The sequence below is a fragment of the Crenobacter sp. CS_VA4 genome, assembly GCF_055597485.1.
Genome location: NZ_JBVMAE010000013.1, coordinates 101886 through 117266 on the forward strand (window position 1 = coordinate 101886; position 15381 = coordinate 117266).

At 64.0% G+C, this 15381-nt stretch carries 14 protein-coding genes; 8 read left to right on the forward strand and 6 right to left on the reverse strand.

The window, feature by feature from the left end:
- Positions 1 to 5: 5 nt before the first annotated feature.
- From ACZ2IA_RS13890 to ACZ2IA_RS13905, 4 genes are all read left to right on the forward strand, one after another.
- Complete coding sequence (locus ACZ2IA_RS13890) at positions 6 to 923, forward strand: acetaldehyde dehydrogenase (acetylating) (RefSeq protein WP_470293178.1); 918 nt, start codon at positions 6 to 8, stop codon at positions 921 to 923.
- Positions 920 to 1936 (forward strand): 4-hydroxy-2-oxovalerate aldolase, encoded by a 1017-nt coding sequence (dmpG, locus tag ACZ2IA_RS13895; RefSeq protein WP_470293179.1) that lies wholly within the window; start codon positions 920 to 922, stop codon positions 1934 to 1936. Before ACZ2IA_RS13890 ends, dmpG begins: the two co-directional genes overlap by 4 nt.
- A 247-nt stretch (positions 1937 to 2183) precedes the next feature.
- Positions 2184 to 2753, forward strand: coding sequence for an HMA2 domain-containing protein (locus tag ACZ2IA_RS13900; protein ID WP_470293180.1), 570 nt, complete (start codon positions 2184 to 2186; stop codon positions 2751 to 2753).
- 542 nt (positions 2754 to 3295) lie between these two features.
- Positions 3296 to 4480, forward strand: a complete 1185-nt coding sequence (locus tag ACZ2IA_RS13905; protein WP_470293181.1) for a helix-turn-helix transcriptional regulator — start codon at positions 3296 to 3298, stop codon at positions 4478 to 4480.
- Between the two features lie 94 nt (positions 4481 to 4574).
- On the opposite strand, the gene ACZ2IA_RS13910 is transcribed toward ACZ2IA_RS13905, so the two are convergent.
- The 5 genes from ACZ2IA_RS13910 to ACZ2IA_RS13930 form a co-directional block, all read right to left on the reverse strand.
- Positions 4575 to 5027 carry a nuclear transport factor 2 family protein gene (locus tag ACZ2IA_RS13910; RefSeq protein ID WP_470293182.1) on the reverse strand — a complete coding sequence of 151 codons (453 nt, stop codon included), beginning with the start codon at positions 5025 to 5027 and terminating at the stop codon, positions 4575 to 4577.
- Positions 5028 to 5070: 43 nt separating this feature from the next.
- A complete protein-coding gene (locus ACZ2IA_RS13915; protein WP_470293183.1) occupies positions 5071 to 6030 on the reverse strand; it encodes a hypothetical protein in 960 nt (319 codons plus the stop codon).
- A 10-nt stretch (positions 6031 to 6040) separates the two neighbouring features.
- Positions 6041 to 6829 carry an SDR family oxidoreductase gene (locus ACZ2IA_RS13920; protein ID WP_470293184.1) on the reverse strand — a complete coding sequence of 263 codons (789 nt, stop codon included), beginning with the start codon at positions 6827 to 6829 and terminating at the stop codon, positions 6041 to 6043.
- Positions 6830 to 6972: 143 nt separating this feature from the next.
- A complete protein-coding gene (locus ACZ2IA_RS13925) occupies positions 6973 to 8145 on the reverse strand; it encodes a sulfotransferase family protein (protein ID WP_470293185.1) in 1173 nt (390 codons plus the stop codon).
- A complete protein-coding gene (locus tag ACZ2IA_RS13930; protein ID WP_470293186.1) occupies positions 8142 to 9251 on the reverse strand; it encodes a DUF1214 domain-containing protein in 1110 nt (369 codons plus the stop codon). Before ACZ2IA_RS13930 ends, ACZ2IA_RS13925 begins: the two co-directional genes overlap by 4 nt.
- 200 nt (positions 9252 to 9451) lie before the next feature.
- Between ACZ2IA_RS13930 and ACZ2IA_RS13935 the strand changes: the two genes are divergently transcribed.
- From ACZ2IA_RS13935 to cysN, 3 genes are all read left to right on the forward strand, one after another.
- The gene (locus ACZ2IA_RS13935; RefSeq protein WP_470293187.1) at positions 9452 to 9928 is read left to right on the forward strand and encodes an SRPBCC domain-containing protein; all 477 of its coding nucleotides are present in this window, start codon (positions 9452 to 9454) and stop codon (positions 9926 to 9928) included.
- 326 nt (positions 9929 to 10254) lie between these two features.
- Positions 10255 to 11166: a sulfate adenylyltransferase subunit CysD gene (gene cysD / locus ACZ2IA_RS13940; RefSeq protein ID WP_470293188.1), complete on the forward strand. Its 912-nt coding sequence runs from the start codon at positions 10255 to 10257 to the stop codon at positions 11164 to 11166.
- Complete coding sequence (gene cysN / locus ACZ2IA_RS13945) at positions 11166 to 13082, forward strand: sulfate adenylyltransferase subunit CysN (RefSeq protein WP_470293189.1); 1917 nt, start codon at positions 11166 to 11168, stop codon at positions 13080 to 13082. The genes cysD and cysN overlap by 1 nt, the downstream gene beginning before the upstream one ends.
- 111 nt (positions 13083 to 13193) lie before the next feature.
- Here cysN and ACZ2IA_RS13950 read toward each other — a convergent pair whose 3' ends face one another.
- The gene (locus ACZ2IA_RS13950) at positions 13194 to 14060 is read right to left on the reverse strand and encodes a LysR family transcriptional regulator (RefSeq protein ID WP_470293190.1); all 867 of its coding nucleotides are present in this window, start codon (positions 14058 to 14060) and stop codon (positions 13194 to 13196) included.
- Positions 14061 to 14207: 147 nt separating this feature from the next.
- Here ACZ2IA_RS13950 and ACZ2IA_RS13955 point away from each other — a divergent pair, with 147 nt between their 5' ends.
- Positions 14208 to 15353: a 3-ketosteroid-9-alpha-monooxygenase, oxygenase component gene (locus tag ACZ2IA_RS13955; RefSeq protein ID WP_470293191.1), complete on the forward strand. Its 1146-nt coding sequence runs from the start codon at positions 14208 to 14210 to the stop codon at positions 15351 to 15353.
- Positions 15354 to 15381 lie beyond the last annotated feature (28 nt).

Here is a 15381-nt window from a genome sequence, read left to right on the forward strand (position 1 = left end):
TCCCCATGCGAAAGATCCGCTGTGCGCTGATCGGGCCGGGCAATATCGGCACCGACCTGCTCTACAAACTGAAGCGCAGCCCGGTGCTGGAGCCGGTCTGGATGGTCGGCATCGACCCGGAATCGGAAGGCCTGGCGCGCGCCCGTGAACTGGGCCTGAAGACCACCGCCGACGGCGTCGACGGCCTGTTGCCGCACGTGCTGGAAGACGACATCCAGATCGCTTTCGACGCCACCAGTGCCTATGTGCACGCCGAGAACAGCAAGAAGCTCAACGAGCTCGGCGTGATGATGATCGACCTGACGCCAGCGGCGATCGGCCCCTATTGCGTACCGCCGGTGAACCTGGCCGAGCACCTGAACGCCGGCCACATGAACGTGAACATGGTCACCTGCGGCGGCCAGGCGACGATCCCGATGGTGTACGCGGTGTCGCGCGTGCAGCACGTGAACTACGCCGAGATCGTCGCGACCGTCTCCTCGCGTAGCGCCGGCCCCGGCACGCGCAAGAACATCGACGAATTCACCCGCACCACCTCGGGCGCGATCGCCAAGGTCGGCGGTGCCGATCAAGGCAAGGCGATCATCATTCTGAATCCGGCCGAACCGCCGCTAATCATGCGCGACACCATCCACTGCCTGACGCGCGAGGCGCCGGACGCCGACAAGATCGCCGCCTCGGTCGAGGCGATGATCGAGGAGGTGCAGCAGTACGTGCCGGGCTACCGGCTGGTGAACGGCCCGGTGATCGACGGCAATCGGGTGTCGATCTACCTGGAAGTGGAAGGCCTGGGCGACTACCTGCCGCGCTACGCCGGCAACCTCGACATCATGACCGCCGCCGCCGCGCGCACCGCCGAACGCATCGCCGAGGAAGTGCTGGCCGGCCGACTGACTCTCGCCGCCACCGGAGAATTGGTATGACTCAGAAGATCACCCTGCACGACATGACCCTGCGCGACGGCATGCACCCGAAGCGCCACCAGATTTCGCTCGACCAGATGAAGCACATCGCCAGCGGCCTCGACGAGGCGGGCGTGCCGCTGATCGAAGTCACCCACGGCGACGGCCTGGGCGGCAGCTCGGTCAACTACGGCTTTCCGGCGCACAGCGACGAGGAGTACCTCTCCGCGGTGATCCCGCTGATGAAGCAGGCCAAGGTGTCGGCGCTGCTGCTGCCCGGCATCGGCACCGTCGACCACCTGCGCATGGCGAAAGATCTGGGCGTGTCCACCATCCGCGTCGCCACCCACTGCACCGAGGCGGACGTGTCCGAGCAGCACATCGGGTTGGCGAGAAAACTCGGCCTCGACACCGTCGGCTTCCTGATGATGGCGCATATGGCGAGCCCCGAGAAAATCCTCGAGCAGGCGCTGCTGATGGAGAGCTTCGGCGCCAACTGCATCTACTGCACCGATTCGGCCGGCTATATGCTGCCCGAGGACGTGAAGGCGCGGATCGGCCTGCTGCGCGACAGGCTCAAACCCGACACCGAGCTCGGCTTTCACGGCCACCACAACCTGGCGATGGGCATCGCCAACTCGCTGGCGGCGGTCGAATGCGGCGCCAACCGCATCGACGCGGCGGCGGCCGGCCTGGGCGCGGGCGCTGGCAACACCCCGCTCGAGGTGTTCGTCGCGGTGTGCGACCGGATGGGCATAGAAACCGGCGTCGACGTATGGAAGATCCAGGACGTCGCCGAGGACCGGGTGCTGCCGGTGATGGACCAGATCATCCGCATCGACCGCGACGCGCTGACGCTCGGCTACGCCGGGGTGTACTCGTCGTTCCTGCTGTTCGCCAAGCGCGCCGAGGCGAAGTACGGCGTGCCGGCGCGCGACATCCTGGTCGAGCTGGGCCGGCGCGGCATGATCGGCGGCCAGGAGGACATGATCGAAGACACCGCGATCAATATGGCGCGCGAGCGCGCCGCCTGAGCTTCCCTCGCCCGGCGTGTACGGCGCCGGGCCTCTACCGATTGCCCGTCGCGCGACGGGCTTTTTTGTCTGTGCAACCCGTCGAACAGCCGGAAGCGGTCGTTCGCCCGACCCTAAAGACACCACTCGTTCAGATGAGGGCGAGTCACGGCCTTGACCCCTCTTTCGTTATGACTGTTGCCCCCGACTAGAATGGGAGAGTCAAGCTGAGTACACCGTACGGCGTTATGCCAGGGGGCACGAAGAAGTGGAACAGGGAAAAGGCAGACAACAGCATCGCGTCCGGGTCGCTAGTCTCGTCCCGGGACGGCTGCGCATCAAGGTACATCCACCCGACCGGAAGCCAGAAGTGATGCAGAGGATCCAGGGTGGCTTGCTGTCCCAGGAAGGGATACACGAAGTCCGCGTAAACAATGTGAACGGCAGCGTTACCGTTAACTATGATCAGCAGCGCCACAGCACTGCCGGAATCCTTGGTCTGCTGGAGGACTTGGACGTCGTGATCGAATCGGCCGGGCACATGGCAGGGCTCGATGAGCCTGGAGAAGCCGGCGAAAGTCCCGCCGCGTCGGTAGGATTTATCGCGGCAATCGACGATCTCAATGCACGCGTCTATGCCGCGACGGGCGTACCGATAGACCTCAAGCTTGCTTTGCCACTAGCGTTTGTCGGCGCCGGCATCTGGTCCATCGGCAAGAAGGGCTTGATGATAGAAAGCGTGCCCGGATGGCTATTTCTGTGGTTCGCGTTCGATATGTTTGTGAAGTTGCATCCAAGTCACCCACCGTTAAGTCCGCGGCCCCCCACCCCACCGTAGGTCGCACTCGAAGCGCAGCGCAGGACGAACGGTAAACAGATGTTCTCCACCGACCCGGACTGCGCCTGCCTCGCCCCGATCATAGGAGAGACCGGCCCCACGACTTGCCACCACTACCCAGGCCGGCCGCGCAAACCTTGATGCAAACCCATGGTCAGTGGGTCAAGCAGGGGTTTGACGCGGTCGCGTACCGCCTGAAGGCGGGTGCCGAGGCGGCCTGGCCCATAAGCCCGCTTGACGGCAAGCATCACGCCACGGCCATTCCCCGCTGCGCCATTGGGACGCAGCGGGGAATTTTTTGGGGCAAGGTTGGCCGAAGAGCCATCCCTTCGGCCAACTTTGTCCCCCCGCCGCAGACAGTCCAAGGAGTATGACAAGGCAGCGCAACGACACCGGAAGGTGTCTTAGCTTCGCAGAACCTCGGCGAGACCTCGTTTTGCTAGCGGCTCTAAGCCGAACGGACGATTTCTGCGGCGGGCTGTGCCCCTATCGTCGGATCACGCATCAGCTCGTGAGCTCATGTCCTAGAGAGGTGAATGCCGATGGAAACGCCGATCGATGCCAGCGCGGCTGAGTCCAAGCTCTTTGCCGCAGCAGCGCTTGCCCCCGAACGGCTGAGCACGCTGCTCGGCCTGATTTATCAAGGGCCGATGGAGACGACGCCGTGGTCGAGCTTCCTCGAAGACTTGCGCCGGCAGCTAGACGCCAGCTTCGTCACACTGGTACTGCGCAGCCCGGCCAGCGACCGGCCGGGCCTGATCGTCAATGCGTCGGTCTACGGCACCCTGCTGCCGGGCGAGCCGTCGTATAGCGAACAGTATTACGAGCTCTGCCCGTTCATCGGCTGCCCTGCCGATAGCGTGCTGAGCGCCGACGAGATGTTTGGCGCGCAAGGTTGGCGCGAGCACCCGTTCTATCGGCAGTACCTGGAGCCGCTCGATCTGCGCTACATCCTGGTGGCCAATCTCCGCACCGATCATGGCGTGGAGTGCGCGTTCTTCGTCAGCCGTAACCATCACTGCGACGACTACGGCGAAGCCGACAGGGCGCTGGTCGCCGTTCTCTTGCCCCACCTGAAACGCGCGGTCGATCTGCATTCGACAATCGACGAGCTGGAGTCGGAGCGCATGCTGTACGCCGGCACCATCGACCGAATGCTGGTCGGCACGGTGATCCTCGATGAGAACGGCAAGGTGATGAAGAGCAACGAGGCGGCGAACCGCCTGTTTGCGAAGAAGGACGGCATCTATATCAGCCAGGATGGCTTGCGCGCGCACTGCTCGTTCGAGAATCGCCGGCTGCAGAAAACCCTCCAGCAGGCGCTAAGCAATCACCTCAGCGCCGCGACCTCGCGCGTCGAAGTCGCCGCCCTGTCGCGGCCGGCGGGCGAGGCGCCGCTGAGCGTGCTGATCCGGCCGATCCCGCTCAATTACTGCGCCAAGGACAGTCCGCGGCGGCCAGCTGTCGCCGTCTTCATCCGCGACCCGATCGGCTCGCCGCAGGCGTCGCGCGACATGCTGCGCAAGCTGTTCGGGCTGACCGCGACCGAAGCCGAAATCGCGCTGCTGATGATCGACGGACTCACCCTCGACGAGGCGGCGGCCGCGCTCGGCGTGACGAAAAACACGGTAAGGACACACCTGCGCGGCGTCTTCGCCAAGACCGGCGCGACGCGCCAGGCCCTGCTGGTGAAGACGCTGTTGAACAGTGTGGTTTCGATGGTCTGACGCCGGCCCGCCCGGTCTTGCAGCAAGGCATGAGTGGGCCGGTTTGGGGCGTTGGTTCGGCCAAGCTCGCGGGCATCGCGAGCTTGGCCGAACCTCAGTTTACGTCGACCTTCAATCCGGTCGGCACGTTGTGGGCGTAGCTCTTTTCCTCGATCCGTTCGCTGATGCGCCAGCCCGCCGGCGTGCGTACGAATCGATCGAGGTACCACAAGCCCAGGAACATCAGCTGCGTGCCGCCGTCGGGCAAGGCCATCTCCATCGGGTTGAAACAGATGGTGCGGCCCGTCGCCGCATCCCCATCGATCTTGATGGCCGGGTTGCCGATCATGTGCTGGTAATGCGGGAACGCCCCAAAAACATCGGCCAGCCACGCCTTTACCTCGCCAAAGTGGCCGGCTATGCCGCCCATCGCTCGGTAGTCGATGTAGGCATCTGGCGTGAATACCCGGTCGAGCGCGTCAAACTGCTTCTGGTCGATCGCCGTCGCGTAGTCGGTCATCAGCTGCACGATTTCTAAACGGTCGGAGATGGCTTGCAAACTCAGCATGCTTGGACCCTTTTGTTAGAGCCGGACAGGCTCGTTGACTGGCTCATGCCTTGCCGAAAGCGCTCTCGAACGCGGCGATGAACCGGTCGAGCTGGGACTCGGGCAGGTGATTGATGCCGCCGGCCCTCTTCCGGCCGCCACCGGTCTCGAAACCGCGGCAAAAATCGTCGGCGCCGACCGCCTTGCCCGACGGCACCCGCATGCTCACGATGAAGCCGCCGCCGGAGCTGGGCGACAGCACCGCCAGCGCGCTGTCCGGCCGCTTGCGCATCCATTCGTTGGCGAGCACGCCGGTCACCCGCCGCGCCCACGCCGCATCCGGCAGCCTGAGCAGCGTGGCGCCCGGCACGTCCAGTTCAGGCGACAGCGCATCGGCTATCGCCATGTCGGCGGCGTAGCCGTCGCGCAGCACCGGGTAGGCATCGCTGCCGGCTATGAAGTCGAGCGGGTCGGCGAACGGCCGCAGCGCTTCGGCCAACGTTGCCGGGTCGAAATAGAGGTCGTCGATGCTCTCGCCGTAGGCGTTGTAGTTCAGATAGGTCCCCAGCCGCGCCAGCAGGGCTACGATGTCGGGCGCGAGTCCCTGCGCCAGCGCCTGCCCGAGCCGCGGCAGCGCGTCGCCGAACGCGGCGACGACGGCCCAGCGCCGATGCCGCCCGCTTAAGTAATCGTCGACCAGCGCGCTGGTGCATACCTCGGGCGCGGTATCGATATGCGGCTCGAAGCGCGGATGATCGGGCAGGTCGCCGGCAAAATGATGATCGAAGTAGCGGATCGCGGCGCCGGCCTGCAGCAGGCGCTCGACATCGGCACGGTTCTGGTCGTGCGATACGTCGAGCACGGTGATCCGGTCGCCGGGACCGGCGTCGATTCGTCGCAGCAGCGCGATGTCGCGCTTCACCCCGGTAATCAGAACGGCGCCTTCCGGCGCCTCGGCCAGCCGCAATTGCTGCAACGCGCACAGCCCGTCCGCGTCGCCGTTGAACACAAAGTATTCGGCCATATTGTCTCCATCAGCGCATGAACTCGCCGCCGTTGGCGTCGAGCACCGCGCCGTTGACCGCGCGCGCGTAGTCCGACACCAGGAACAGCGCCGCGCGCGCGCAATCGTCGTCGGTCGGCATCTTGCCGCCCGGGATGTCGGCGGCGAAGCGGGCGATCACGTCCTGTTCGGTGATGCCGTGCTCGGCGGCGGTGCGGCGCACGTGCCCCTGCACCGGCTCGCCCCACATCCAGCCGCACGCCACGCTATTGACGCGAATGCCGTGCGGCGCCAGCTCGTTGGCCAGATAGCGCGCCGCCACCGACAGCGCGCCCTTCGACGCGGCGTAGCCGGCGCCGCCGGCGTACGGCTTTTGCACGCCCAGCGTATTGACGATGGCGATGGCGCCGCTCTGCTGCGCTTTCATCTGCGGGATCACCTGCTGCGTCAGCGTCATCGTGCCGAACACATTGACGTCGAACAGCTCCCGCCAGCGGTCGAGGTCGCAGGAATCGACCGGCTCGAAGTCGCCGTGGATGTAGGCGCTGTTGACCAACGCGTCGATGCGGCCGAAGCGCTCGACCGTCGCCGCGACCAGGCGCTTGCACGCTTCGCGGTCGCTGATGTCGGTCGGCATCCGTAGCACCTCGCAGGCCGTTCCAGTAGCACGGATACGCTCCTCGGCATCGATCAGCTTCTGCAGGGTGCGCGCCGCGATCGCCACCGCTCGCGCGCCCTCGCGCGCCGCCTCGACGGCCAGCTTCACGCCCAGGCCCGGCCCGATGCCGGAGATCATGATCACTTTATCGTTTAGCAGCATGGTACGGCTCCTGATATAGGGGACTGACTTAGAGTCGTTAACAAACTCCAGCGAAGCGATCCCGGCTAGCGCGCTGCCGCAGACAGTACAAGTAGTACGACAAGGCAGCGCAACAACGCCGGGAGGGGTTTGTTAGTGACTCTCTAGGCGCGCACGTGGCGGGCGCGGTAACTGGCGTAATCTCGTTGCAGCTGGCTTTCGCTCAGGCCGAACTGTTCCGGCGTGTAGTCGTGTGCCGCCCGCTTGTCGCGGCCGTTCTGTCGCAGCCAGGCCTGCATCGCGGCGTGAACGTCGGCCGAAAGCGGCATGCCGGCGAAGCGGTAGATCGCCTCGACCACAGAAAGCGGATCGGCCAGCGTGTCCTCGAACTGCACGTCGAGAAAGCGCTCGGCCGGCATTGCGGCGCGCACCGCCATGGTGTGGTGGATGGCGCGCGCCATCCGTGTGTTCCACTGCGCGCCGACCGTCTTGGCATCGGGCGCGTCGGAATACCGCTGCCACAGCGTATGGGTGAAGCTCGCCAACGACGGAATGGTCTTGGCGGGGTCGCGGTGTGTCAGCACCACCTGCGCCTTCGGGAACACCTTGAACAACAGCTCCAGCGTGTGCAGGTGCTGCGGTGTCTTGAGCAGCCAGCGCTCGGCCGGGGCCAGGCCGCGCTGCTGCTTCTGCCACTGCAGGAACTGCAGCAACTTCTTCAGATAGTCGTACACCGGCGTCTGGTCCTGCTTATCGAGCCACGCGGTGTAGCTGGGCACGTTCACGTACGCGTCCATCGCGCACATGAAGGAATGCTCCATCAGCATGAACTCTTCGTCGGCCAGCATCGCATCGAGCGGGTGGATCGCCAGGATCTGCGGGATGAAGGTCTTCATCGCTTCCACCTCGGCACGCGCCTGCCCGATGCGCCGGGCCGGTTCGGCCAACGTTTCGCCCGGCAGCGGCGCCGGGTAGCGGGTCTCCCACCAGGCCGCCGAGTAGAAGCGCGGGTCGACCGCCAGCGTGCGCTGCAGCAAGGTGGTGCCGGTGCGCGGCAGGCCGACGATCACGACCGGGTCGGCTATCGGCTGCGCCAGAATCTCGGGATAGCGCCGGCAGTAGTCCTCGATGACCAGCCGGTTGACCAGTTGCGCCAGCAGCTTATCGTGTAACAGCGCCCTGCCCTGCGCCGACAGCCCGGCCTCGTCGCGCAGCGCTTTGATGAGCACGTCCAGCGCCTCGCAGTAGTTGCCGGCGCCAAAATCGCTCAGCCCGCCCGCGCGTTCGCTCGCCAGCGCCAGCAGGCTCTCCACATTCAGTTCCGCTACGGTAGTCATGCGAGCTCCCCAAGCGTTGCGAGCTTGACCACGCGCGTGGTCGGGTGGACCGGCTGCGCCGCGCCGACCCAGCGCAGGCACAGGGTGCCGTTGCGGTGCCCGGCGGTTTCGAGCCAGTTGGGCCGGCCCGGGTCGCGTGCGCTGACGATCAGCGTGACGCCACCGTCGTCGTCGTAGCGGGCCGAGTGCTTGTTGATGCAGATGGTGTGATAGCGGTAGTCCAGCGACTCCATCCAGTAGTTGTTGACCTGGCAGTTCCAGAAGTCGCAGTCGGGCACCGACGCGACATGGATCAGCAGCGCCTCGTCGCCGGCCAGCGTCCAGTACGAGTGGTAATAGAAGATATTGGGGTCGCCGCCCGCCGCCTGGCACAGCGCCTGGTCGGCCGGCGGCAGCTGGTTAGGGTGCGCCTGATAGCCGGCGGCCCAGTCGGCAAACAGGCGCGCGGTATTCTCGACGAAGCTCGCGGCGCGCATGAGGTTCCGGTGCAGCACGGCCGGGTCGAGCGGTGCCGGCTTGTCGCTTGAACCGATGCGCTCGATCTTCAGTTGCGCGGGCGTCTCCGTCCTGCGATCGAGGAAGGTCTGCCGAACGATCAGCGCGTTGCTGCTCGGCTCCATCGGGAGCCAGTTCCCGTCACGCGGCTGTTGGCTCAGGATGATTTCGAAGCGGCCGTCCTCGTCGACCTCCAGATGGTCGGCATCGATGAAGCCGGTCTGCACCATCGTGCCGTCGCTCTCGTAGCCGCCCTTCTGCGTGCCGAAGCTCAGATAGGCCACCGTGCCGCGCCGGCCGGTGACGCGGTATTCGTTGCGGCCGTTCAGGCGCGCGTACAGGTAGCGATTGTCCGGATTGTCCGCCCCGATCTTGGCGGTTTCGTGCGACGGCGAGAAGAAGCCGGGGAAGTCCGGGTCGGAAAATTCCACATGCATTTCCAGCGCGATCCGCAGCAGCCGGCTCAGGTAGCGGTAGCCTTCGGCCCGGGTGAACGCATCGGGTGGCGTTTCCACCCGCAGGATTTGCTGCCCGCTGCGTTTGAGTGCATCGCAAAAGTCGGCCCATGTCTGGCCGGACAACAGCTGCTGTTCGATAGCCTGTGTCTCCATCCTCATCCTCCTGTCTCCTCGCCGCTTGTTGAGGCAAGGCCGCCGGTCGGCGTGCCTTCCCGTTCCTGCGAGCAAGATATAAGCGGCCGGCTATCGAATTCTTCGTCCGACCGGATGAGGATGGCCCTGCCGGGTAGTAGGCAAGATGGCGCTTCCCCCACGGCCGCCCGCGCGGGCGGCATCTTGCTCAGGAGACTCGTATGTCCGATCCGAACTGCCTCGTTACCTCGGTCACAGTGGAAATCAACGCGCCGGCGCCGCTGGTCTGGGATGTGTTGATCGATCTCGCCAGTTATCCGCAATGGAACCCGTACACGGTCAAGGTCGAGTCGACGCTAGCGATGGGCGAGCCGGTGAACCTTTTCCTGCCCAATCCGGCCGAGCCTGGCAAATTGCTGCATGTGATCGAGCATCTGGTCGCGTTCGATCGCCCGTGCCTGCTTTCATGGCAGATGTTCTCCAGCGCCGACAACCCGGACGCCGCACGGCGCGACCAGGTCATCGAGGCGACCGGCGCGGCGACCTGCCGCTATTACACGACCGACCAGTTTCTCGGGCCGACCGCCGAGGCCGTGATGAAGAATCACGGCCCGTGGGTCAAGCAGGGCTTCGACGCGGTCGCGCACAGCCTGAAGGCGCGGGCCGAGTCGCTGTACCGCGCCAGCCTGAGCGGCTAACAAAACGAAGTTTCTGCGAAGCTAAAACCCTCCCGGCGTTGTTGCGCTGCCTTGCCATACGACTCGTACTGTCTGCGGCAGCGCGCCTAGCCGGGATCGCTCCGCTGGGCTTTGTTAGCAACTCTTAAGCCGACAATCCGGCAACACCCACTCCCGGCGCGTCTCCCCGACGCGCCGTTTTTTATGCTCGCCGCCGGTTTCACCGCTCGCCCACGACCTCCCTGCTCCACCTCGTCGCACCGGGGTTCATCTGGTCGGACGAAGAATCGGGCTCACCCGATTGGGTACGGTTTCGACACGCGGGCCCGGCACGGGGCCCGGCGAACATGAGGAGACTGACGATGTTGACCCACTTGGAGTGGCTGGAAGCGGAGAGCATCCACATCATGCGCGAGGTGGCGGCGGAGAGCGAAAACCCGGTGATGCTGTACTCGATCGGCAAGGACAGCTCGGTGATGCTGCACCTCGCGATGAAGGCGTTTTATCCGGCCAAGCCACCGTTTGCGCTGCTGCACGTCGATACCACCTGGAAATTCCGCGAGATGATCGCGTTTCGCGACCAGACCGCCGAGCGCCTGGGGCTCGAGCTCTTGGTGCATATCAACCCCGAAGGCGTCGAGAAGGGCATCAACCCGTTCACGCATGGCTCGGCGTTGCACACCGATGTCTGGAAGACCCAGGGCCTGAAGCAGGCGCTCGATCATTACGGCTTCGACGCCGCGTTCGGTGGCGCGCGCCGCGACGAGGAGAAATCGCGCGCGAAGGAGCGCATCGTCTCTCTGCGCTCCGAGCAGCACCGCTGGGACCCGAAGCTGCAACGCCCCGAACTCTGGCGCCTGTACAACACGCGCAAGCGCAAGGGAGAGAGCCTGCGCGTGTTCCCGCTGTCGAACTGGACCGAGCTCGACATCTGGCAATACATCCACCTGAACCGGATCCCCATCGTGCCGCTGTACCTCGCCAAGGAACGCCCGGTGGTGGAGCGCGACGGCACGCTGATCATGGTCGACGACGAGCGCCTGCCGCTGCGCCCGGGCGAAGTGCCGCTGCTGAAGAAGGTGCGCTTTCGCACGCTCGGCTGCTATCCGCTCACCGGCGCGATCGAGAGCGAGGCCGACACGCTGACCGGGGTGATCCAGGAAATGCTGCTGGCGAAGACGTCGGAGCGGCAAGGACGGCTGATCGACAGCGACTCGGCCGGTTCGATGGAGAAGAAGAAGCAAGAGGGGTACTTCTGATGACACATGTGTCCGATTCGATCTCCACGCAGATCACCGACGATATCGAGCAATACCTGGCCGCGCAGCAGAGCAAAGGCTTGCTGCGCTTCATCACCTGCGGCAGCGTCGACGACGGCAAGAGCACGCTGATCGGCCGGCTGCTGTACGAAGCCAAGATGCTGTTCGAGGACCAGCTCGAGCAACTCGAGGCCGACTCGAAGAGGCTCGGCACGCAAGGCGGCGAGCTCGACTTCGCGCTCTTGGTCGACGGCCTGTCCGCCGAGCGCGAGCAGGGCATCACCATCGACGTGGCCTACCGCTTCTTCTCGACCGACAAGCGCAAGTTCATCGTCGCCGACACGCCGGGACACGAGCAGTACACGCGCAATATGGTGACCGGCGCGTCGAGCGCCGATGCGGCGGTGATCCTCGTCGACGCGCGCAAGGGCGTGCTGACGCAGACGCGCCGCCACAGCTACCTGGTGTCGCTGATCGGCATCCAGCGGGTGGTGCTGGCGATCAACAAGCTCGACATGGTCGATTATTCGCAGGAGGTGTTCGAGCGGATCGAAACCGAATACCGCGGGTTCGCCCGGCAGATCGGGCTGGAAAACATCACGTGCATTCCGATGTCCGCGCTGCGTGGCGACAACGTCACCAGGCCCAGCGCCAATACCCCGTGGTATGACGGGCCGAGCCTGATGGACTACCTGGAGAACGTGCCGCTCGCGGACGACGCGCAAGCCCAGCGGCCGTTCCGGCTGCCGGTGCAGTGGGTCAACCGGCCGCACCCGGGCTTCCGCGGCTACGCCGGCACGATCGTCTCGGGCAGCATTCGCCGCGGCGAGCGGATACGCGTGTTGCCGTCCGGCCGGGAAAGCCGTGTCGCGGCCATCATCACCGCGGCCGGCGAAGTCGATGCGGCGGTGTGCGGGCAGTCGGTCACGCTGACGCTGGAAGACGAGATCGATATCAGCCGCGGCGACGTGATCGCGCTCGCCGACGCCCCGCCGGCGGTGGCCGACCAGTTCGAGGCAAGCCTGGTATGGATGGGGGAAGAAGCGATGCTGCCCGGCCGGCCGTACCTGCTGAAGATCGGCGCACGCACGGTGGGCGTAACCGCGGCATCGCCCAAGTACAAGGTCAACGTCAACACGCTGGAGCAACTGGCGGCAAAGACGCTCGAACTCAACGAGATCGGCGTGTGCAAGCTGAGCCTGGATCGGCCGATCGCGTTCGACCCTTACGTGGACAACCGCGACACCGGCGGCTTCATCATCATCGACCGGCTGACCAACAACACCATCGGCGCCGGCATGCTGCACTTCGCGCTGCGGCGCTCGCAGAACGTGCATTGGCAGGCGATCGATATCAACCGTGCCGCCCACGCCGCGCTCAAGGGCCAAGAGCCGCGCATCGTCTGGTTGACCGGACTGTCGGGGGCGGGCAAGTCGACCATCGCCAACCTGGTGGAGAAGAAGCTGCACGCGCTGGGCCGGCACACCTATCTGCTGGACGGCGACAACGTGCGTCACGGGCTCAACAAGGATCTGGGCTTCTCGGAAGCGGACCGGGTCGAGAACATCCGCCGCGTGGCCGAGGTGGCGCGCCTGATGATGGACGCGGGCCTGATCACGCTGGTGTCGTTCATCTCGCCGTTCCGCGCCGAACGGAACATGGCGCGCGCGCTGGTCGGGGCCGGTGAGTTCGTCGAGATCTTCGTCGACACCCCGATCGATGTCGCCGAACAGCGCGACCCCAAGGGCCTGTACAAGAAGGCGCGCCGCGGCGAACTGAAAAACTTCACCGGCATCGATTCCCCGTACGAGCCGCCGGAGGCGCCGGAATTGTGTATCGACACCACCACCGAGTCTCCGGAACAGGCGGCGGGGCGGATCGTGGCTTATTTGTTGGGAGAAACACTCGGTGCTTGATTGAGTCCTAGGGGGATACCCTGTCGCCAGCGAGACCTGCTCGGCGGCAGGGTTTTCCCCCCGATTCTGTGTCGCCTCCCCGGACTTGGGCTGGATGGCGAACTGACCTGCTCAGTCGGCGATGTCGGCCAGCCTCCGCCGCAGGCGTTCGGACAGGAAATGCCACACCGCCTGCTGCGGAGCGTCGCGCTTCGAGCCTTCAAGCGAGGTGAGCCACAGCCCGATGGCGTTCTCCAAGTTTGGCTGCGTCACCCGCATCAGGCCGGGTTCGCTATCGGCCAACATGCACCAGAGCGGCGCCACGCCCCCTCCTGACAGCACGGCGCTTTTCAATGCATCCCAAGAGTTCACCTTCGTGCTGATCCGCGCGTCTTGGGGCGCGTATTCTTTCATCCAGTCGGCAAACGCCTTGGGTATGTCGTCGCTCCAGCCCACCCATACCTGGTCAGAGGCGAGACTGTGACTGTGGCTGACCGCTCCATAAACAGCGATCTCCAGCTTTCCGAGCAATAGGCTGTCGAGCCGGGCTGGCCGATCGTAAGAGGCGCAGATGCCCAAATCCGCCTTACGCCCGATGACGGTATTCATCGGATCGCTGACGTTACTTACCTCAATATTGACCAGCGGATGCCGCTCGTGAAAAGCCACGATGTCCGCGATAAAGGCATCCCCCAGCGACGACGAAACCGCCAGCCTAACCGACCCTTCGATATTTGTTTTCGTGTGATTCAAAAGGGCGTGGAGAGCGCCCACCTCCTCATCCACTCGTTCCGCAACGGCGAGTACCGAGCGACCGACGTCGGTGGCGTGATATTCATTATCCGTCTGCGTGAAAAGCTTGCAGCCCAGCGCCTTTTCCAAAGCGTCGATACGGCGGCTGACCGTAGTCCTGTCCACCTTGAGCTTCTTGCTGGCAGCCAGATAGGAACCCGCCCGCGCAACGGCAAGAAAATATCGAAGGTCATCCCACTTGATCATTGGCGTGTGCAAATTTGCATTAGGGGCGTGCGAATAAACTCATTTTCGAGCGGGTTTTCAGCATCTACTCTGGATCAGCATTCAAGCGATTTTATGTCGCCGTGATTGACGTGTCCACATTCAAACACCGTAAGGGGAGCTGGAAATATGGTTGCATACGCAAAGATTATTTCTCAAATGCCTACCCGCTATGCACGAGGATGGCACTGCTTTGGTCTGGAACGTGAAATCAAAAAGGGAGAAGTAACCAGCCTCGAAGCGTTCGGCACGAAGTTAGTCGCCTACCGGGGCGATGACGACCAGATTCGCGTCTTCGACGGCTACTGCCCGCATATGGGCGCGGACCTCGCTCTCGGAACGGTAAAAGGCAATTGTCTGGAGTGCCCATTCCACTCCTGGCAATGGGGTGAAGGTGGTAAGTGCCAGCACATCCCTTATGCGTCTCGCATCCCCGTAAAGGCGCGCATCCGCGAGTGGGAAACGATGGTCGAAAATGAGCTGCTGTTCATCTGGCACGACCACGAAGAGCAACCGCCCATCGAAGCGCAGCGCATCCCAGCCCACCGCTGCTGCTCCGAGGAAGGATGGTCTGACTGGGTGGTCATTAGTCGGCCGGCTAACACGAACTGTCGCGAACTGATCGACAACCTCGCTGACGTCTACCATTTCGAGCCGGTACACGGTTCCCCGGTGAGCAGCTTCATCAATGTGGCGGAAGGGCCTACCTACTGCCAGATGCTGACCGGCGGCAATCAGCTGATCGGCACGGGAGACAGCTTGCGCAGCATTGCCTTCTACTACGGTCCCTCGTATGTCATCGCCGACATGGATGCCGAGATGTGGGGTCATCGCCTAGAATGCATCATGATGATCGGCAACGTACCGATACACCAAGAGAAATTCATGATGCACTTCGGCATGAAGGTCCGTGCCGTGCCCGGGCTTTCTTTCTCCGAAAACCAAAAGCTCATCGCCGCCTACATTGCGAACGGCCAGGAAACCTTCTTCCAGGACCTGCGTATCTGGGACGGAAAGAAGCGCGTCGACAACCCGATTCTGTGCGATGGCGACGGCCCCGTCTATCAACTGCGAGATTGGTATAATCAATACTACGTCGACCGCGACCAAGTGCCGGAGTCGGTCAGAGAAAAACGCGTCTTCGTTACCCGCCAACGGGAAGACACCGCGGCCTGGTTATTGGACGCCCACAATTACGACCTAACTCAAAATCCGCCGGTCGGCATCGTCCGATCGTACGAACAGCACCGCCAATCCCTGAGCGCCGTCGCTTAATGTTTTTTTTTGATAAATGGAGGAGCGT